Below are 21,065 nucleotides of genomic sequence, written 5' to 3' on the forward strand. Positions count from 1 at the left end.
TATTGTATTCCAAGTTGGCGCTAAAGCGCAACTACGAACCTTAACTCAAACTACAGATTACTACCCCAATTTTCTCAAAAAAAAATCGACCCGCCTAGCGGCGGGAAAGAAAAAAAAAAGAAAAAAGTAAAAAAGAGGAAAAAGGGGAAAAAGAGAATAAGGGTTACAGAGTCCTCCCAGCACCGCACACCACCCGAAAACCGAAGTTGAAGTTGCTGTCGCGGCGGAAGTTGCTGCCGCGGTAAGCGGAACGGCAGTAATAAGGATTGCCGTACCAAGAACCGCCCCGCACTATTGGATAATCATTATCATTATCAAGCCACGCCGAGCCATCATCCGGCGCTCCAATATAGTTCCCGTGCCAATTGTCTTCGCACCACTCCCAAACATTGCCACTCATGTCATACAGTCCCCAACCATTGGGCTTTTTCTGTCCTACGGGATGAGTTGTGTCATTAGAATTTTCGTCATACCAAGCGTAATCTCCTAACTGATTATCATTATCACCAAAATAATAGCGAGTGGTTGTCCCGGCACGACAAGCATATTCCCATTCCGCTTCTGTGGGTAGGCGATAGGTTTTCCCTGTTATTTGACTCAATTTCTGACAAAAAGCTTGAGCATCGTCCCAACTAACCTGTTCTACCGGATTTTGGGGATTATTTTTAAAGTGAGAGGGATTGGTTCCCATCACCGCTTCATATTGTGCTTGAGTAATGGGATATTTGCCAATGGCAAAACTGTTGACTTGAACTTGGTGTGGAGGCTTTTCATTATCTCTTTCAGAAGAACCCATGAGAAATTTACCTGCTGGTAAGCCTACCATCTCTAGTGTTATTCCCTTGGGTAGGTTTTCGGTAAATAGAGTTAGCTTTGCTGGGGGAGGTGATGGCGAAGAGGGCGGTGGTGGCGCTACTTTAGGTAGGGGTGTAGGTGTCACAGTAGCGATACTTTTACCCGGAAAAATATCAAGATTTAAATTACTAGCTCGCTCACACCAATAACACTTTCCGTAACTTTTGCTGTAGTAATGACCATCAATTTTACCACAGCGTATAACCTCATTTAATGCAGCTTCCAAAGTACCACGCCATTCCTCAGCCGTCGGTCGTTTTTGGGGGAATTTATGTCCCTCATTGAAACAGCGCAAAAATAGGGCGTGTAAGTCGCGATGTAGGATATTTAATGGTATGGTAGTATTACTAGGTACAACCAATTTATCCCCAGAAAAAGGCCAGAGTCCCCGTCGAATTAGTTCCGACTGTTCCAGGGAATCTCCTGCTCCTTGCCACAATCCCCGAAACGGCGGCCCGCTAAATAGTAGATAATAAATAACAACTCCTAATCGAAAGCGATCATGCACTTCTGTTTGATCTACATCTGCTATATTCACTCCAATTAATTCCGCCGGTGTAAATCCTTCTGAGCCAACTAAACACCGATATATTTTACCGCTATAGGGATCTGATACTTGAAATGAATCTGTGTCAATAATTGTAGGCAACCCCCGATTATTCACTAAGATATTTTCTAGCTTGATGTCTCCCAAAACATAACCTTTAAGGTGAATTGCTTGGATAATAGCGGCTATATTCCGCGCTACTACATGAAGAAAATACCAATTAGTTTCTAACTTGTATTTTCTTCTCATTATGGGCGTACAAATCTTTAATAATGTTTCTGAACCCACCACTTTTGGCATTAAAAACCCGACAACTTCTCCCTGGTTATCTTCTAAGATAGAATAGGGCCAAGCGAAGGAAATATGGTTAAGATGAGCATTGGGATCACTAGGCCGATTTTTCACCATTAACTGTAATTTATCAACCCTTTCATTATGGGTTTTTTTGTAGATTTTCGCTAAGTAGCTATTAAAGTTAGTGTGCCATACTTTCGCCTCGCCACTGTCGGCAAGTTCTCGCGTTAGGGTAATCAGGCGATTCTGTAGTTGACAGCGATAAGTTAAAGACATCAAAAAATCTCCGAGTATTTGTGCTGTTAAGTCCCATCGTAGGTTGGGTTTCACTATCGTTCAACCCAACTTTTTTTAATAATTAAGTTGGGTTTCGTCAAATCAATTTCTGTAAAATAGCTTCGATTTGTCCTTTTAGAGGGGGAATGTCATTTTCAACAATATCCCAAATAATCTCTAGATTGATACGAAAATATTCATGAATAGTTAAGTTTCTTAGATCGCTGGCATCTCGCCAAGGAACTTCGGGATATCTTGCTTTAAATTCTTGAGAAGTTGCTCTAGCTGCTTCACCAATAATTTGTAAATGATAGACAATCCAAGTTTGAATTAATTCTTGTTGTTCAAACAGGGTTTTTCCCTGTCGAGCATACTTTTCTAAACGCTCAATTGCTTCTAAAATATCCCGCAAGCGTTCGCTATCATCTCTCATAGTGGTATTGCTTCTTTAAGTACCCGCTCTCTGATTCTATCTTTAAGTCCCTGTTCGGTAACAATATCAACTTTGCAGCCTAACAAGGCTTCAAGTTCTCGAATTAACGGCAAGGGAAACCAGGGACTCCGACGTTCGCTACAATAATCAATTAATAAATCAATATCGCTTTTTTCGTCAGCTTCTCCCCGTGCAATAGAACCAAAAATTCGCACGTTATTTGCGCCGTGTTTAGCCGCAATAGCAATAATTTTTTCTCGTTTGTTTTTGAGTAATTCGTCAATTTTCATGATTTACCACAGTCTTATCATAGGTTGGGTTGAACCAGATCCAGAAACCGGGTTTGTTTGACAAACCCGGTTTCTTAAACCCCTCAGTTTCTTAAACAAAAAGCTAGGAGTAGCGTTTTATCATCGGTTGTTAACTTATTTAAATCCTCCCGCTCTAAAAATTCTTTGAGGTCTTCCTTCGACGGAGTTTCTGTCTGTTGCAAATAATCTTCTAATGGCTGAAAAAAAGGCGGAAAAGGCTGCCAATTTTTATAATCGATCGATACCTTTTCCACTCCATCCGTCGCCACACAAATAAACGCAACTGGCTCAGTTAAAACTCCTATTTGCATATCCTCCAAAGCATTGCTAGAAGTAACAAAAGTGGTTTCATTGATGTATTCTCCCTTGTCAGGCCGGAACAATAACTGATAATTTCCTCCCACAGGTTTGAACACAATAAAACCGTCTCCTATCTGCATCGCCGCTAATCGTTTTGAAGTAACCAAAACCACCAGTAAAGTTGTCGCTAGATCATTAATGTCTAACTGTTCTTTTTCGGCTTCTTCTTGGAGAATTTGCTGAATATGAGCCAACAGTCGCCGGAATATTTCCTTTAATTCGGCTTCAGTTCCAGTTGCCGCAAATGCTGTTTTTTTGAGATTTTCCTCTAAAAATTGCAGCGCTGCTTCAACTGTTTTTTTCGCACCCAAATCCGAATGTTTGGCACTACCGGCCCCATCGGCCACGGCTCCAATCAAAACATCCTGACCCAATAATTTATAAGCACCGTAATCTTGACAGGGTAATCCCGTTTGCACATGAAAACTACCGACCACCGACTGACATAATGTTCTCCACATAATTAACTGTCCTCTAGGTGGTAATTTGTCCCCAATTCACTGGTGGTAACTCGATCGCCGCTCCAATTTTACCACTAGAAACTCGTTTCATTGAGTTACTTAACCACTGAAATAAGTCCCGAAAATCTAAACCATTGAGTAACACGGGGGGTTTATTAGAAATCTGTTTGAGCTTCTCCATATCAGCACCCTGAACACCTACAGAAATAAATAAAACCCGATTTTCTGCTTCGGCTTGTTTTACCCGTTGCGCCGCCAGATTCCATTGATCCGTAGGCGCACCATCAGTAATTAAAAATACCCAGGGGCGATAATATTGGATACCATGAGTTTTATAAATCGCTTTACGATCTTCGATTAAATCTAAGGCCAATTCAATCGCTTTTCCCATGGGGGTTAAGTCTCCTGCGGTTAAAGTAGGTGGCGTAAATTGATCAATTCCGACAAAATCTTGCACGGTTTTAACCCCTCCATTGCCAAAGGTGACAATGGCGGTTTGTACGCTCAACGTCGCTTGGATATCTCGCATCACATCCTGTTGAAAGGTTTTGATCCCATCATTGAGAGCCTTAATCGGTTCCCCTTGCATTGAACCAGAGGTATCTAGTAGTAGCACCACAGGACAGCGAGTTTCCTGGTTTTCGACAAATTCAGCCACACCAATCGGCATTTTTTTCAAGCCTCCTAAATTTTTGAACTGGGGGAACTATGGTAGTTTTAGGAATTGGGATTATCTACTTTTTGCCCTATTATATTATCTCTGCCAGTCCCATCAGAAAAGGTATGTTTCCCTTAAGCTGAACGCAGGATTTGATTTTTGGCCATTAGTCGCAGGGTTTGATGCAATTCCTCGCGACTGTGAATTTCCTCCAGACGATGAACGGGAACACCTTGATCGAAGAGAATTAACGTAGGTAAACTACGCAGACGAAAACTATTAGCTAATTGAAAATTCTCATCGGCATTGACACTGACTAATTGAATTGCGCCTTGACACTCATTTTGCCAAGAACAGAGGGTGGGTTGGATTAAACGACATAAACCACACCAAGGAGCCCAAAAATGCACGATAACCGGACGGGAAGACTCTAAAACTAGCTTATGGAAGCTCTTTTCGTTTACAGATAGTATCATGTCTAAACAGATTTTATGAAAACTTGATTTTGATATGGCAACCATTCTACACCAATCGGGATCAATAAGAAAGGGGTTGGGAGCAAAATCACCAATAAATTTTACTTGTTGCCTGCATTAGCCAAGGATGCGCCCACCAGAGGAGTAAAATAAACCCTGTTACTCCTAGATAGGCAGGACGAAGGAATTCTTGCCATTTTAGGCTTTGCCGACCATCGATAATCGCTAAAAAGGGAATCACCGAGGTGCGTTCTTTGACCTTTAAAAATGCCTCTCCGTAACGGTTCTCTAACCGGCGATCGCCATGCCAGACAGCAAAAAGATGATGGGCAATTAAACCTAGGGAAGTCAATAGGGTAAAGCTTGTCCCTAACCAGAGGGTGTGAGCAATACACCAGATCACCTGTCCTACCATCTGGGGGTGACGGGTAACGCGCAGGATGCCGGTTTCGTAGAGATGAACCTGCGGTTTTTGGATAGCGGCGATCTCCAGCAGGTTAAAGGTGGCAGGATAGAGAAAGAAAAAAGAAATGGCCGAAAGTATCCAAACTAGGGTTTTTACTCCGGTTACTCCCTGTACTTGCCAGAGAAGCAAACCATCATAACGATGATTGAAGAAATAAACTACTAAAATTACCGCTAGAGGGATACTAACAAGGGCAAATAATACCCGATACAGTCGCGCACCGATGATAGCTTCTCCCCCCATTCGTAAACTGGCTAATCCGCTATGCGCGACGGCAAAACCCAGTAATAAACCTAACATAATCCAATGACTAGCGAATGCCACTTTTGCCCTCTTGATTGACTAAATTTTTCTCCGAATTCTATTTTAAAGATTGATGGTTAATTTTTCGCCCCCTTTTTTTGTATTGCCAGTATCGGGGATTCGGGGCAAAATAAAACTATGCTTCCTCAAAGCCATTCCCAAGAATATACCCGGGGAACTATCTAATTTTGCAACTTTTTAGGTAGTATGCTAAGACGCATTTAAACCGCCTATACTTAGATTAGCCCCCCTTGCCCCTTGCAAGAGTGCCTCAACCCTCATCTCAACAAGAAATTTAAATACGCGAGCAGCTTATGTCTTATCCGCAAAAGCGATTTGTGATGGTCTGTCAGCATTCTTCCTGTTTGGTGCAGGGTGCGTCCGAGCTTCTTTTAGCATGGCAAACGGCAGCTCTCCCAGAAGATGTCATCGTTATGACCAGTGGTTGTCAAGGACAGTGTAGCACTAGCCCCACGGTGAGAATTATTCCCGAGGAAACTTGGTACTGTCGTGTTAAACCAGAGGATGTCAATCAGATTGTCGAAGAACATTTAAAAAACGGTCAACCGGTTGAGCGTTTACTCCATCCACGCATTCACGCTCAATGGCAGTAAACTTGATCATCAATTTTTAAGTGATGCTTCACAAGAGTCTTTTGCTCCTAGATTAAACCCTTTGAGTGCCTGTGATTTCAGCTTAGTCTATTGTCTATGAGCGACTTAAAAATTCCCACATCCAAGAGAGAAATAATTGCAGCGAGAATTGTCCCCAAAAGTAGCTGTTATGTCATTGAAATCGTCTATGAAAGACGGTCGGAAACCACAGATAAACAACAGATAGCTGTGGTAGATTTAGGAGTTAATAACTTAATGGCTGTAACTACGAATCAAACAGGTGTAGCACCTCTTTTGGTAAATGGCAGATACTTAAAAGCAATTAACACCTTCTACAATAAACAACGTTCCCGCTTACAATCTCAACTGAAAACCCAAAATAATCAACCCTCATCTAAGAGATTGATATTCCTAACCCATAAACGAAACTGTCGAGGAGAAAATTATCTCCACACAGCCAGCAAAAAAGTAATAGATTGGTGTATTCGACCTCAAATAGGGACATTAATAATTGGGCATAATGAGTGGATGAAACAATCTCTTAATCTAGGAAAAAGGAATCATCAACAATTGGTCAATATTCCTCATCATAGATTAATAGAAATGTTAACCTATAAAGCTCAATTAAAAGGAATAAAAGTCATAATAACTGAAGAATCCTATACGTCACAATCCAGTGCCTTACATAGGGATGAGTTACCTAAATATGGTGAAGAAAAACCATTATTTAAGGGAAAAAGATTAACTAGGGGGCTTTATAGAATGGGAACAAATCATTTGTTAAATGCCGATGTCAATGGGGCATTTAACATCATTAGAAAAGTAATTACTGATGTCATTGACCAGGGAATAAAGGGTTTGCCGTTTAATCCGCTCCGTGCTTGACCCACTACGAATGACTAAGCTTTCAGACTTTTAAGTAAGTTTGAGTAGGTTTAGTTGAGCGGTGAATCAAGTCCTTGTTTAGAGGGAAACCCCTGATAAATTTCAGATTGCGTTGGAGGCAAAAATGAGAGAAATTTCGGAGCATCCGGTCAACGGGGACTATTATCGGGCATCTTTTGCCATTGTTGTTCTTGGCAGCCTAGCTAGGTAGGGAGTTATGAGCGAAATATTGCTGGTAGAAGACAGCCAAGCGCAACGGGAACTGATCTGTGATTTACTCCGCAATAGCGGCATTAAGGTCACGATCGCCACGGATGGGGTGGAAGCCCTCGAACATATTCAGAGAGCCAATCCGGATCTCGTCGTCCTCGATATCGTCATGCCCCGCATGAATGGTTATGAGGTGTGTCGTCGTCTCAAGTCGGATCCAAAAACCAAAAATGTCCCGGTGGTCATTTGTTCCTTGAAAGGGGAAGTCTTTGATCGCTATTGGGGCATGAAAATCGGAGCCGATGCCTACATTGTCAAGCCCTTTGAACCGATTGAGTTCATTTATACCATTAAACAACTGTTGCGCCGATAAAATCGCCCTCACTGGGGACAGTCTAGCTATGGCATAGGTCAAGACAGCTAAAAACGCCGCCCGAATTATTAGTTGCAAGAGAACTAAACTCATGCTTAACAACGCCGATTTTTTTACTGGTAACGCTCAAAATATCGCCCCCGATAATCAGGAATTAAAAACTCCCGTTGGTGAACTGTACTTGCGATTTTATCTACCCTCTCAGGACGAGTTTGCCCTTAGTGCCGTGGGAATTTGCGAGGTAATACAGCAACCACTCGATCGCATTACCCCCATTCCCAATGCTTCACCCTTGCTCCTCGGCACGATCAATCTCCGGGGTCAAGTGATCTGGGTGGCGGATCTCGGGCAATTTTTGGGGGATAGCAGCCGCTTAAACACCGATCGAGCCGAAATTCCGATAATTGCGCTTGAAGAAGAGGAAACGATCCTCGGTTTAGCGGTGGAACGTTTGGGAGATATGGAATGGCTCGACCCAGACCAACTAGGTAGTGCCGCCAGTATTCCCGATCAGATCGCCCCCTATGTGCAGGGAGAGTGGATTCTGGGCCAAGAATCAAAAAAAACCTTAAGACTACTCGATCATCTGGCCATACTCCGTTCTGCCCGTTGGGCGGCTTAAAACCTCAAAAAAATAGCAGAATAGGATTTATAGCAATTCTTTCTTAAAACTACTAACTACTTGATTTAACTTTACTAGGGGAGGGGCAAATGCCGTCAGGGACAGAATACGCAAAACTCTATAGAAAGGCTAACACCGCCTATTGCCAGGGCAACCTTGAGGATGCCGCCGTCATTGTCGAAGAGATGACCAGCAAGTATCCCGAGGATGTCAATGTCATACTTTTACAGGGTCACATTTATCTAGGACTACAACAATACAGATTGGCTGAGGAACGTTACGAAACAGTGCTGCAATTGGCTAAAACTTCTCCCAATGGCTCCGATCTAGTCGATTATGCCCAGCGTGGTCTCGATCAGATTCGGCAATTGGGTTTTGAAACCGAGGAGGGAGATTTTACGATCGCTGCTACGGAAAGCATTGTCTACAGCGAGGCAGCTTTCGATCTAGGTCAAGGTTTTAACCATTCTCGCTCCAGGAAGTCGCAAGGGGCTGACCCCGATGGACAAAATAAAGAGCTGGATTGGAATAGCAGTCTTTTCAATGAGGAGGATCCCGGCGAGCCTACGGTAAGTAAAGTCCATTCCTATGACGATGATTTTGAGGAATCGGAGGAAACCGCCTTTAGTTCCCCTAACCTGGCGGGCACTGGCTCTCACGGTTCCCAGTGGTCTAGCGATTCGGCGGAGGGGGAAGCCCCTTTCCCCTTTTTAGAAGCAGCGGAGATTGACTCGCTGGAGGAAGGGTGGGACGGTGAGCTAGGGTCAACGGGAGAAGCCACTTTTATGGTTTCCTCTGATCTGGGAGGAAATCCCCTCACCGGCAGAGATCAGGAGTTATCCTATAGGGATACCCTAGAAGAAAGCGCTTTTGCCATTGACCCGGAATCGACCCGCCCACAAGGGGCAAAAACTGGCCGAGTCACTCAAAAAAGATACGAGGAGGAAGACACCGGAGATTTTGGGGAATCAGAACTCAATGATGAGGATTTAGACGGTTTTTCCCCACTGGCTCTGACGGATACGGTTGAAGGACTGGGGGACTGGGAGCTATTTACCCTTTCGGGGGGGGAAGCTTTAAGTGGTGGTTTTCTCCCCGAACCCAGTGCGGGCCTTAATGCCAGTTCTGGTGTGGGAGAGCCTAGTTTTAATCCTTCTCGTCTAAAAACCCCCAATGACAAAAGAGATAGTCATCTTACCCATGCTTCCGATCTCTTGCTCAAGCCAGTGGTGGAAGTCGCTCCGGACAAATTAGGCTTTTTTGTCAACGCTTCTTTAGGCAAAAAACAACTAATCCTAGCGGCTTTAGCGGGTATTACCCCTGTGATCATAATTTTTGCCGTTAGTACCACCTCTTGGCTTTCTACGCTCTTGGCTGCCAAACCAGCCCCGAATAGCCGGGCAAAAACCGAAAAGGTTGCCCCCAAACCGGCCCCAAAACCGCCAGCACCAGCCAGCCTTTCTCCTTGGAGTCAACCGAAACCAGCAATGATGTTATTAACTGGATTGGGAACCTTTGCCCTGACTTGGCTAGGCCTACAGTTGCTAATTAGTCAGATTAAGCGCAGTCTCAACGATCTGCAAAGCCAATTCGATCATCTCTCAGAAGGTAATTTTAACGCTAAAGCGACGATCTACTCGGAAGATGAATTCGGTCAACTGGCCAATCGTTTCAATCAGATGGCTCGGGTGGTGGTAGTTACCACCACGGAAGCCCAAAGCCGCGCCGCCGAAACGGAACGGGAACGGGAAGACTTACAACGGCAAGTAATTCGACTTCTCGATGATGTGGAAGGAGCAGCTCGGGGAGATCTGACCGTGGAAGCGGAGGTAAGCGCCGATGTTTTAGGGGCGGTGGCCGATGCTTTTAATTTGACTATCCAAAACCTGCGCGAAATTGTCCGACAGGTGAAAAAAGCGGCAAAACAGGTGAATCAAGGCAGTACCAATAGTGAATCTTTCGCCCGCAATCAGTCTAGCGATGCCCTGCGGATGGCGGAGGAATTGGCCGTCACCCTTAATTCGGTACAGATGATGACCGACTCAATTCAACGGGTGGCAGAAAACGCCAGAGAAGCCGAAGAAGTCGCCCGCACTTCCTCGATTACCGCCCTGAAGGGGGGCGATTCCGTGGAAAGAACCGTGGCGGGAATTCTGCAAATCCGCGAGACCGTATCAGAAACGGCGCGAAAAGTCAAGCGTTTGGCGGAAGCTTCCCAGGAAATCTCGAAAATTGTCGCGGTAGTCTCTCAGATTGCCTCGCGGACCAATTTATTGGCTCTTAATGCCTCGATTCAAGCGGCGCGAGCAGGAGAGGCGGGCCGCGGTTTTGCGGTTGTGGCCGATGAGGTGCGTCAGTTGGCCGATAGAGCCGCTAAATCTCTTAAGGAAATTGAACAGATCGTTTTACAGATTCAATCGGAAACGGGTTCGGTAATGACGGCGATGGAGGAAGGGATTCAACAGGTGATCGATGTCACCGAGCGCTCGGAACAGGCGAAGAAGTCCCTAGAAGATATTATCCAAGTTTCTAACCGCATCGATACGCTGGTGCGATCGATTACCGCCGATACGGTTAAACAACGGGAAAATTCCCTCAATGTCGCCCAAGTTATGCAGTCGGTGGAGTTAACCGCTCAGGAAACTTCCCAAGAATCCCAACGGGTGGCCGGTTCTCTGCAAAAACTGGTGAGTATCTCCCGGGAGCTGCTGTCTTCGGTAGAACGGTTTAAGGTAGACTCAGAGGATGATCGATAATCGGTGAGCGGTAATCGGTGGGTTATTGATTAGCCGCTATCGCTCAAGATTGACCGCTAGAGTGAGTAAAGTTATGCCTAAACTTAGTCTCTGCATGATTGTCAAAAATGAAGCCGAAAATCTCCGGCGCTGTTTGGATAGCGTTAAAGGGGTGGTGGATGAGATGATCGTTATGGATACGGGTTCGACCGATGATACGATTGCTATTGCTCAAAGTTACGGTGCCATAGTTCCTAGCTACGATTGGCGGGGTAATTTTTCCGATGCCAGAAATGAGGCTTTAAAATATGTTACTGGCGATTGGATTTTAGTCCTTGATGCTGATGAGGAATTAAATCCCGCTATCGTAGCGAAAATGCGTCGGGCAATGGAAAAAGAGGAAAATTTAGTGATTAATTTAATCCGCCATGAAATCGGAGCCGTACAATCACCTTATTCTCTAATTTCGCGGCTATTTCGCCGACATCCTCAGGTCACTTTTACCCGTCCCTATCACTCAATTATTGATGATAATGTGGCTATTTTATTAAAAAAAGAACCTGGTTGGAAAATAGTTGAACTGCCAGAAATTGCTATCTTTCACTACGGTTACACCGTCGATAAAATAGCCAGCTTAGATAAGTTTGAACGGGCAAGAAAAGCGATGGAGGGTTTTTATCAGCAACATCCCCACGATCCCTATGTGTGTAGTAAATTGGGAGGGTTATATCTGAAGATTGGCAGGGATAAAGAGGGTTTTAAGCTGCTCAAACATGGTTTAAAATGCCATGGCTCTAATCCTCATATTTTATACGAGTTATATTATCATCTCGCTAATTATTATTATTCAGTGGAGGAATTTAAGCAATCAGGCGATCATTTTGTTAAAGCGATTAAGCAGCCAATTTTAGATAAGTTAAAACTGGGTGCCTATAATAATTTTGGTGGGTTATTATACGAAGCAGAAAAATACGAAGCGGCCTTATCTATCTTTGAGAAAACCGTAGAAATTGATCCTAGCTATGCCGATGGTTACTATAATTTAGGACTGGTTCTCAAACAACTGCACCGGCTACCAGAATCGATTAAAGCTTATAAAAAAGCTCTCAAGTTAAACCCCGATAATCCCACTATTTACCAAAATCTAGGGGTTGCTTATATAGTTTTCGGTAGTTATAATGAGGCGATCGAGATTTGGCAAAAAGGCCTACAATTATTGAAAGATCAGGGTAATTTCTCTCGCGCTGAAATGCTGCAAGAAACCCTAGAAGCTCTGGGAGCAAGTGTATTGAATGATGAACAGTAACTGTTCACTGTTGTTGCGAAGATTGGGAGCAGCCACTGTACTAAAATTCTCAATAGGCAGTTTAAATGCAGTACATCTGATTGCTAAAACCCTGTCTAGTCAACTCCTGTGAGGATTTTTCCGAATTAATTCTTAATAGGATTATCGAGGAGTTAGACGCTGAAGACTTAGGGGTTTTGATAGAAATTATCAAGAGATAATTGCTGCCGTGTAATTGACCTTGACAAGAAATGCTATAATTTCCTAGCAAGAGGGGAATTTAATCCCTCTCAGGGTTGCCATCGCACAATTTTGTCGGTTGCTGGTTCTCGTCAGCTTGTTTGTCAAATATACCAATTCTAGTTTGAATCGGTGCTGTTATGTCAAGATTCAATATTTCTGGCTGCAACGGAACTGGAAAATCAAATAATCTATTCCCTAAAATCTTCTTACCTTAGACAAAAATAATGAAATTCGAGGAAATCCAAGAGATTCTTAATCGGCAACTGCTCAAGCTTGAGAATCGCTGTCTCAATGACACAGAACAATTATTATTGCGAGGACTTTTGCAGAAAAAGAACTATCAAGAAATTGCCCAAGAAAACGGTTATAGTAGCAGCTATCTTGCCAATGTAGTTGCCCCAGAACTCTATCATAGAGTCTCGCAACTGATCGGTTCTCCGATCAATAAGAAAAATTTTTTATCCAGACTACAATCTCATTGTACCAACTCCACATCGCTTCAGTATTGCGGTAATGAATATCCCCAGAATGAGCGTCCAGAATACCCCGATGCTCCTGTTCCCTATAATTCTTATTATTATCTAAAACGAACAAAACTTGAAGCAAAAATTATCCAGGAAATCGGTCAATCTGGGTCGTTAGTACGCATTAAAGCGCCCAAAAAATGGGGAAAAACGTCTTTATTATTAACAATTTTAGAGGCTTGTCAACAACAATTCGGTTATCAAATTGTTAGTTTAGATTTACAAAAAGCAGACCAAGACATCATCGCAGATTTTAACAAGTTCTTACGCTGGATCTGCCGTAATTGCGCTCGGCAGTTGAATTTAGAAGCCAAATTAGATGATTATTGGGATGAAGATATAGGAATTAAAATGAGTTGGACAATTTATTTTGAAGAGTATATTTTACAAGAGATAAAACAGCCACTGGTATTGGCTTTAGACGAAGTGCATCGAGTCTTTGAACATCCGAAAGTAGCGGAAGATTTTTTACCTTTAATCAGAGCTTGTTATGAAGAATCTAAGCGATCTCCCCTGTGGCAGAAATTACGTTTAATTATTGTTCAATCCACAGAATCTTATGTTTCTCTGCGATTAGAACAGTCTCCTTTCAATGTGGGATTACCCATAGAGTTACAGGGTTTTGGTCAAGAACAAGTGGCAGAATTGGCAAAAAAATATCAATTAAATGAATTAGCAACCAACGAAATTCAACAATTGATCGACTTAGTAGGAGGACATCCTGCCTTGATTCATTTAGCGATTTATCATCTTAGCCAAGAGCAAATCACGATTGAAGATTTAATCAAATCAGCAACTACATCAACGGGGATTTATTCCTCTCATTTACAGCTGCACTGGGTCACTTTACAAAAACAACCCGAACTTGCCGATGTTTTTCAACAGATTTGTCAAGGGAATCAACCAATTATACTCGATCCAATTATTGCTTATAAACTTAATAGTATGGGTTTAATTAAACTCAGGGAAAATCAAGCAATTGTCAGTTGTCAGTTGTATCAAAAGTACTTTATAAGTCAATATACTGGTTCAGTTTAAGACAGCGATCGCTCAAGCCAATCAGTATTAAATATCGTCTGATAAATGCGATTATGAACGTCCATTTTACCATGGCGTTTTACCACTAATCCAGATAAAAATAACTCAGGTAAATAGGGATTGTTATCAATATGTATTGCTTCTTGATGCAGGATTTGTCCATACAAGGTTAATAATTGGGGTCGGTTTGGACTTTGAAGAAGGCGATCTTGAATGGTTTTTAAATGTTCAGGTTGATCCTGCATCTCCCAATCTTGAATAATTTTTTCTGCTACTAACTGAGCTAACCATTGTTCTTCTTGATTAGAGGGGATTGGCTGCTCACTATCCCGCATCAGTTGACAGAGTTTTTGAGTTAAGAAAGGTTGCCCTCCCGTCCAGCTTAAGACTTGTTTGAGCATTGTCTGAAGATTACTAACTTTTTCTGTTAACCCATATAATAAAGGTTGGGCTTCGTGTTCTTTAAAACTTGCTAATTCAATAGCGTTACCAATATTAAAAGGTGTTTTCTGGGGGTCAGTAATTAAAGCTGAAGGTGTGGTAGCACCAAAAAAGGCAAAAGTTAGCTCTTGAAATTGAGGTCGAATCGCTCTCTGGTTATAAAAAGAACGAATTAAAGCAAAAAAGTCAGAGACATCAAATTTTAACCCTAAAATGCTATCAATTTCATCAATAAATATAACAGTCGATTGTCTAGATTGCCGCTGATTAAAATCGTCATTAATTAGAAGAAAATTTTCTATAAATTGTCCTAATCGTTGTACAGGAGGCAGGTCTAATTGTTCACTCCACCAAGCTTTAAAAGTTTTCAATTGTTTGATTAATCCAAAACTGCGGAGCAGATCAACGGCTAATCCTTTATACCATTGTTCGGGGGTAATATTGTCTGTTCCTAGGCGAGTTAAGTCAATGACTGCACATTTAATTCCCTCCTTTTGTAATTGGCTCATCATCCGTACCATTAAGCTAGATTTTCCCATTTGACGTGCATTTAAAACATAGCAAAATAGACCTTGTTTGAGAGCTTTATAAAGATTGCGATCGGCTTGTCGAACCACATAATTCGGTGCATCCATCGGTAAACTTCCCCCCACTTGATAGACAAATTTGGGGGGTTGTTCAGCACTTTTAAGCAGGTCATTTTCAAAGATAAGTTCTGCTTGAGTTGCTTTCAGTACCTCTAAAGTATTTGTGAGTTCTTTAGTGCGTTCTTGCACTCTTTGTTCTAAGGTTTGATAGAGTCTTGAGTTATCAATAGAGATAGCAGCTTGAGCCGCTAAAATATTTAATAGTTCTACTCTTTCATCAGTAAATGCACCTGTGGTTAGATTATTTTCTAAATAAACAATTCCTTTTATTTGACCTTGATTGAGTAAAGGGGTACAAAGAATGGATTTAGTTTGTTTTGCAACAATGTAAGGATCAGTTGTAAATTGACCTGATGAAGTGGCATCGTTTACAACGATAGTTTCTTTTGTGCGAGCCACATAATAAATAATTTTAGTGGGTAAAAGAGGAATTGAGTTATCATGGTCGATAGATTCTATGGGAATTGACTGTAAGATATTAATAGTTTCTTGATCAATTGTGCCTTGAGCTTCAATAACCCAATTTTCTTCCTTTTCTAAAATAAGATAACCTTTTTGCGCTCCTGCATTTTCAATGACAATTTTCATTAAATTTTGCAGAAGATTTTCTAGCTTAATTTCTCCAGAAATCGCTTGAGATGCTTTAAGAATAGTGTTTAAATCAAGAACTGCTCCATCATTTCCAGTAGCTGAAATAGTGGTACTCATTCCTTTAGATTTGTTTTGATTACTTATACCTAATAAATATTGAGGGTATTCTTCTTCTAATTGTTTAACTTTGGCCTTTGCACCCCAACGAATATAACAATGATAGGCATTTCTGAGGTATAATTTCCCGATTTCTTCTCTACCTAAAGTAAAATAAAATTCAGAGGCACGTTCGTAAGCTAAAGCCTCTTCATGGATAAATTCATATTTTTTTGCTCCTTGAATTGCTTTTTCATAAAATTCTTGAGCTTTCCAGTTTTGACCCAAGACTCTGGCCTTTTCTGCCTCGACTAGATCATATTTGTGTTGGAAGTTTTCAGGACAGTGACTAGCATAATTCTTCAGGTGGTTTAAATTTCTATTAATTTGTTTAAATAATTCTTTTTGTTGCTCTCTATTACAACTAGGATAATAGGCAAGATGAGAAAGGGAGAAGAAAAAAATATGGTGTGGTTTGCCGATAAAGCCGACAATCGCTATCAGATATTTATCGGCATACTGACTATTATTAAAAGCCTCGACATAATCTTTTAAAAAATAATTAATAAACATTTTGCCAAAATAGTAAATAAACAACAACCATTGATGATTATTTTTGGTAAAATCTTCTATATACTGTGCTTCTTGATCTTGGGATTGACCAATTAAAATAAAATATTTAGGTCGATCAATACCGATCAAATTAACAACCATATTGCTGCATATTTCTGTATAGTTACGAGAATAATCAAGGTTGAGAGATTGAATTAATTGGCTACATTTGTAATAATCTTGCTCTAATTCTTCTAAATTACATCCTCCGAAAAATTTGATTAAGCAATAATCTAAAGCCAGATAAGAAACATATTCATTATTACCCACATTGACAAGTTTTTGTAAACTATTCAGTAAGTCTTCTAAGATTATTTTTTGATTAATATGCTCTTTCCAATACATAATAAAACCATAATACTCATGAATAATAAAAGCCTCTATTTGCGTTATATTATCCTTTTCTAAGAAGGCCATAGATAGTTTTCCAAACTGATAACCAAAATCAAAGTCTTCTATAATTCCACATAAAAGCACTCCATAGAGACTATAAGTAGCGGCGGCCTGAGAAGGATTGTTATAATTAAGGCAAAAATTAAGCTGAATTAATACAACTTCAACAAATAATGCAAAATTTGTTGTCGCTAAAGCAGTTGTAACCTTTTGCATTACTGAAATAGCGGCAAGTTTATAAGGATCGGTCATTTTCGGTAAGTCAACTAAGTCTTCAACTTTTTTATCTTGTAATAGTAATTTCAAGGATTTGGTTTGTTGCTTAATTTTATTTTTGATTTTTCTCTCAGTGACACCTTTTTGATTTTGGTCAAGCTTGATTCCCAATTGTTCTAAAGCAATAAGTGCGACATTAATAGCTATATCTGGCCGAAATTGAGCGTAATAGGACAAGATTTCTAGTTCATAAATTTTGACTCTATCAAAAATGTTAGTCACTTTTTCTAAAACATCTGTAGATAGCTCTTTCATTCGCTCCCACTGTGTATTCTGGTAGAGAGTTTCTAACAATTCTATCTGAATTTCTAACGTTAACTGATAGTGATTTTTCCAGCTATTATTCCCTAACAACGCTAAACTTTCTTCTAAAAAACTTAAGGCAGCTCCATAAGCGGTTGAAGCTTTTGCTTTTTTCGCTGCTTGAAGATTTAATTTAGCTAACTCATTTTTTTCTGATTGTTTAGTGATTAAAGTAGCTCCCTTATTAAAGTGATTAACAATATCAAAAAGGTGATTGTGTAAATCATCTTCTTGAATATTTTTGAGGAGGAGACGGCCAATCTCTAGATGAACTTCTCTTTTTTCTTCCTCTGATATAAGAGAATAAGAAGCTTGTTGTACTCGATCATGTAAAAATTTATAACAGACAGATAAAGAATTTTCAGCCCGGTTGTTTGATAATTCTTCTAAATCTAACAGCAAAGGAACTTTATAGTTATTGTCTAGGGGAATAATCAAGCCCATATCAAGGGCAGACTGTAATTCTCTAGCCGTGAGAATTTGAGATTTCTGGTTGAGCAGAGCCAGAATTTTTAAGTTAAATTCATAGCCAATACAAGCAGCTAATTTGAGAACCTGTTGAGTTTGATAATCTATTTCTTTGATTTTATTGACCATCAATTCAATGACATTATCGGTGAGGGATACCTTTTCAATTTGTTTTATATCCCATTGCCAATAACCTTGGGGATTATCTTCTGAGTTTAAAAAAGATTGACCGATGTTAAGTCTTAATAACTTTTCTTGGTATAAGGAATAGAGAAGTTGACTGAGGAAAAAAGGATTTCCATTTGTTTTTTTGAAAATTAATTTAGCTAAAGGTTTTGTCAATTCTGTTGAACAAATCAGGGTATCAGCAATTAATTGATTAACATGATTTATTTTGAGGGGTTTAAGGATAATTTGGTTAATTGTGACTTTTGCTTGCTGAATTTTTTCTAAAGTCCGTCTTAATGGATGAGTTGAACTGACTTCATTATCTCGATAAGCCCCTATCAAGAGACAATATTGAATATCTGAATCTGAAATTAATTGTTCAATTAAATTCAATGAAGGTAAATCTGCCCATTGTAAATCATCAATAAAAATAACTAATGGATGCTCTTTTGTTAAAAAGACATTTATAAATCTTTTAAATACTCTATGAAATCGATTTTGATTTTCAGTTTTACTAAGTGTTTCAACGGGATGCTGTTGTCCAATGATTTTGGCAACTTCGGGGATTATCTCAATAATAATTTGTCCATTACCATCTAAAGCTTCTAACAATTTTGTTTTCCAGTTTTGTAGAATAACTTCCGGTTCACTCAAAACTGTATATATTAAGTCTTGAAAAGCTTTAGCAATCGCTGAATAAGGTATGTCTCCCTGTAATTGCTCAAATTTACCCCGAATAAACTGGCCTTTTTGTTCTGTAATCGGTTTGTGAATTTCATTGACTAAAGCAGTCTTGCCAATACCTGAATAACCAGAAATGAGAATTATTTCTTTTGTTCCCTGAATAACTCGCTCAAATGTTGTCAACAGTTGAGTAATTTCTTGTTCTCGACCATAAAGTTTTTGGGGAATCTGAAACTTTTCAAAAATCTCCAGTTTCCCGAGAGAAAAGGGCAATATTTGTCCTTGAGACTGTAACTGGTTCAAGCAGGTTTCTAAATCTGCTTTGATTCCACAAGCACTTTGATATCTTTCTTCTGGCGTTTTCGCTAATAATTTGATAACTATATTAGAAATTGCTAAGGAAATATCTGAAGTGATTTCATGAGGGGGTAAGGGATGTTGTGCGATATGGCAATGAACTAACTCCATTGGGTCAGTTGTTTCAAATGGACGTTTATTAGTTAAAAGTTCATAAAAAGTTACCCCCAGACTATAAAAATCACTCCGATAATCGAGTTTTCTATTCATTCTTCCGGTTTGTTCTGGGGCAATATAAGCTAATGTTCCTTCTAATTGATAGGGAGAACAAAAGGTTTGAATTTCTTGAGATAAATGAGTAGCAATTCCAAAATCAATAATTTTAATTTTTTGAGTTTGCCGATTATAAACAATGTTAGATGGATTAATATCTTTGTGAATAATATTAGCGTTATGAATGGCCGCTAATCCCTCTGTTATCTGAATGGCAATGGTTAAAAATTCTTCTGGACTTAATTGACATTGAGATAATAATAAATCTAAAGATTGCCCACCAAAATCTTCCAAAAACATGATGAAACTATTCTCATGTCTTTGTAAATCATAGGACTTAATGGTATTATCTACCTTTAAAGAGGAAGTAATTTCATATTCCTGTTTGTAGCGTGTAAGGTCTGAAAAACTTGGATAATTTTCTTTAAGAATTTTCAGAATAGTAGGTTGATTATCTGGCTGTGTAGTTCCTCGATAAACTAACGTTTTGCTACTTTCATATATTTTTTCAAGGATCTGGTAGTTAGTCACCATAATATTTTAACCCAGTAAGCCATAGTATAAGCCCATGGTAAAAGTTTAACACTTATTCTATGGCTAGGCTAGGTCTTGTGATCGGTATTTAATCAGGTACAAGTTGTGGGAAGATAAGGAACTGGTGGAAAGGGATCGCTAACTGTTTCCTGTGGGTTGTTCACATCTACCTTGCTTGTTAACCATGCACGTGGGACACGATTTAAATTAATATTCTCGGCACTGGGTTTAGGAGGATAGGGCAATGTCATAATAAAGTAAGGCCCTTCTTGTTTAACAGAAGGTTGAGGAATTTCTTGGAGACTTCCTTCAAAGGTATCCCATTTGACTTGGATGAGAAAATACTTGATTTCTTCCTGATCAAAAATTGCTCCAAAACCATCACCGGGAAACCAAGGTTCTAACAAATCTTTTCTTTGTCCTGTTAGTAACTCTACCATATTTATATAAGTCTGACTTTGGCCTTCAAAATCATTGTTCTTAAAGTCGAGAAATATCCGCCGTATTTGTTTGGCCTCTTTATTTTCATGTTCTAGCCAAGAAATAGCTACGAGTTGAGCCAATTTTTTGCACTGTTTTAGAAGTCGATTATAATAGTTATGTGTAGTCTTTCCCCCATCTGAATCTGACGCAAGGGAAGCTTTATTGGTATGGGTACTAACAACAAAGCTGTGTAATTGCTTGAGACTTTGAGATGTAATCATGAGCAGAAACTCCTTTGATTTGAAGATTTGTTGAAACAATAGAGACGCTAAATGAGGGCTAAACTCCGTAAAAAAAGTTCTTTAAGATGCTAAACCATAAAATCGCTGAGGATTTTCCCAAACGATTTTTCTGACTATCTCCTGAGATAAGTTGTCTTCAAGTCCTATAACTTTTTTTACCCCATCAGCCTGATGATCCATGTGAGGATAATCAGACCCGAAGATTAAGTTATCAGAACCGATAAAATCAATGATCTGAGGCAAATAGGGTTCAGAAGGTTCCACCGCAATGTAACATTGACGGCGAAAATATTCCGATGGTAGTAATTTTACCCGATCTTGGACTTCCCAATGTAAATTTTTGTATTCTTCGTCAAGCTTCCATAACCAATAGGGAAGCCAACCACACCCAGACTCTAGAAACGCCACCCTCAGCCTCGGATGACGTTCTAACACCCCCCCTTCAATTCTATCCATTAGTCAGATCTTTCTTAACAAAAAGAGAAGAAACTTAAAAAAAGGGGAAACGATTGATAGGTATAGTTTTGAAAGAAGGAATTAAGGTGGAGGTAAGCAAAAAAATGGAGAAATGGGCAGCCCAAGAATTAC

General features: G+C 40.1%; 16 protein-coding genes and 1 pseudogene. 7 read left to right on the top strand and 10 right to left on the bottom strand.

What is annotated here, in order from left to right; genetic code table 11:
• Positions 1-163 precede the first annotated feature (163 nt).
• The 7 genes from IM319_RS12730 to IM319_RS12760 all read right to left on the bottom strand — a co-directional run bounded on the left by IM319_RS12730 (position 164) and on the right by IM319_RS12760 (position 5,461).
• Entirely contained in the window at positions 164-1,972 is a 1,809-nt protein-coding gene (locus tag IM319_RS12730; protein WP_287735842.1) for an SUMF1/EgtB/PvdO family nonheme iron enzyme, read from the bottom strand.
• Between the two features lie 97 nt (positions 1,973-2,069).
• Positions 2,070-2,405, bottom strand: coding sequence for a HepT-like ribonuclease domain-containing protein (locus tag IM319_RS12735; RefSeq protein ID WP_286827149.1), 336 nt, complete (start codon positions 2,403-2,405; stop codon positions 2,070-2,072).
• Positions 2,402-2,695: a nucleotidyltransferase family protein gene (locus tag IM319_RS12740; protein ID WP_286827148.1), complete on the bottom strand. Its 294-nt coding sequence runs from the start codon at positions 2,693-2,695 to the stop codon at positions 2,402-2,404. Before IM319_RS12740 ends, IM319_RS12735 begins: the two co-directional genes overlap by 4 nt.
• An 83-nt stretch (positions 2,696-2,778) precedes the next feature.
• Positions 2,779-3,537 (bottom strand): PP2C family serine/threonine-protein phosphatase, encoded by a 759-nt coding sequence (locus IM319_RS12745; RefSeq protein WP_287735843.1) that lies wholly within the window; start codon positions 3,535-3,537, stop codon positions 2,779-2,781.
• A gap of 13 nt (positions 3,538-3,550) precedes the next feature.
• Positions 3,551-4,207 carry a vWA domain-containing protein gene (locus tag IM319_RS12750; protein ID WP_287735844.1) on the bottom strand — a complete coding sequence of 219 codons (657 nt, stop codon included), beginning with the start codon at positions 4,205-4,207 and terminating at the stop codon, positions 3,551-3,553.
• Between the two features lie 122 nt (positions 4,208-4,329).
• Positions 4,330-4,671 carry a thioredoxin family protein gene (locus tag IM319_RS12755; protein WP_287735845.1) on the bottom strand — a complete coding sequence of 114 codons (342 nt, stop codon included), beginning with the start codon at positions 4,669-4,671 and terminating at the stop codon, positions 4,330-4,332.
• 88 nt (positions 4,672-4,759) lie between these two features.
• On the bottom strand, positions 4,760-5,461 hold the full coding sequence (locus IM319_RS12760) for an NnrU family protein (protein ID WP_286827144.1): 702 nt from the start codon (positions 5,459-5,461) through the stop codon (positions 4,760-4,762).
• A 293-nt stretch (positions 5,462-5,754) separates the two neighbouring features.
• Between IM319_RS12760 and IM319_RS12765 the strand changes: the two genes are divergently transcribed.
• The 7 genes from IM319_RS12765 (at position 5,755) to IM319_RS12795 (ending at position 13,969) form a co-directional block, all read left to right on the top strand.
• Positions 5,755-6,054, top strand: coding sequence for a (2Fe-2S) ferredoxin domain-containing protein (locus tag IM319_RS12765; RefSeq protein WP_002786792.1), 300 nt, complete (start codon positions 5,755-5,757; stop codon positions 6,052-6,054).
• A 96-nt stretch (positions 6,055-6,150) separates the two neighbouring features.
• Positions 6,151-6,939 carry an RNA-guided endonuclease InsQ/TnpB family protein gene (locus tag IM319_RS12770; protein ID WP_287735846.1) on the top strand — a complete coding sequence of 263 codons (789 nt, stop codon included), beginning with the start codon at positions 6,151-6,153 and terminating at the stop codon, positions 6,937-6,939.
• A 217-nt stretch (positions 6,940-7,156) separates the two neighbouring features.
• Positions 7,157-7,522 carry a response regulator transcription factor gene (locus IM319_RS12775; RefSeq protein WP_287735847.1) on the top strand — a complete coding sequence of 122 codons (366 nt, stop codon included), beginning with the start codon at positions 7,157-7,159 and terminating at the stop codon, positions 7,520-7,522.
• 91 nt (positions 7,523-7,613) lie between these two features.
• Entirely contained in the window at positions 7,614-8,144 is a 531-nt protein-coding gene (locus IM319_RS12780; RefSeq protein WP_287686257.1) for a chemotaxis protein CheW, read from the top strand.
• Positions 8,145-8,233: 89 nt separating this feature from the next.
• On the top strand, positions 8,234-10,900 hold the full coding sequence (locus IM319_RS12785; RefSeq protein WP_287735848.1) for a methyl-accepting chemotaxis protein: 2,667 nt from the start codon (positions 8,234-8,236) through the stop codon (positions 10,898-10,900).
• Between the two features lie 73 nt (positions 10,901-10,973).
• Positions 10,974-12,185 (top strand): glycosyltransferase, encoded by a 1,212-nt coding sequence (locus tag IM319_RS12790; protein ID WP_287735849.1) that lies wholly within the window; start codon positions 10,974-10,976, stop codon positions 12,183-12,185.
• 446 nt (positions 12,186-12,631) lie between these two features.
• Positions 12,632-13,969, top strand: coding sequence for an AAA-like domain-containing protein (locus IM319_RS12795; RefSeq protein WP_287735850.1), 1,338 nt, complete (start codon positions 12,632-12,634; stop codon positions 13,967-13,969).
• Here the strand turns inward: IM319_RS12795 and IM319_RS12800 are convergent.
• The 3 genes and pseudogenes from IM319_RS12800 to IM319_RS12810 all read right to left on the bottom strand — a co-directional run.
• Positions 13,966-19,752 (bottom strand): AAA family ATPase, encoded by a 5,787-nt coding sequence (locus IM319_RS12800; RefSeq protein WP_287735851.1) that lies wholly within the window; start codon positions 19,750-19,752, stop codon positions 13,966-13,968. The two genes, IM319_RS12795 and IM319_RS12800, sit on opposite strands and share 4 nt — an antisense overlap.
• Before the next feature lie 92 nt (positions 19,753-19,844).
• A complete protein-coding gene (locus IM319_RS12805) occupies positions 19,845-20,456 on the bottom strand; it encodes a hypothetical protein (protein WP_287735852.1) in 612 nt (203 codons plus the stop codon).
• Between the two features lie 81 nt (positions 20,457-20,537).
• Positions 20,538-20,936 (bottom strand): annotated as a pseudogene (locus IM319_RS12810) (amidohydrolase family protein); the annotation flags it as partial.
• Between the last annotated feature and the right edge of the window lie 129 nt (positions 20,937-21,065).

It is taken from the genome of Microcystis sp. M113S1 (assembly GCF_020246945.1).
In the GTDB taxonomy this organism is placed as follows: Bacteria; Cyanobacteriota; Cyanobacteriia; order Cyanobacteriales; family Microcystaceae; genus Microcystis.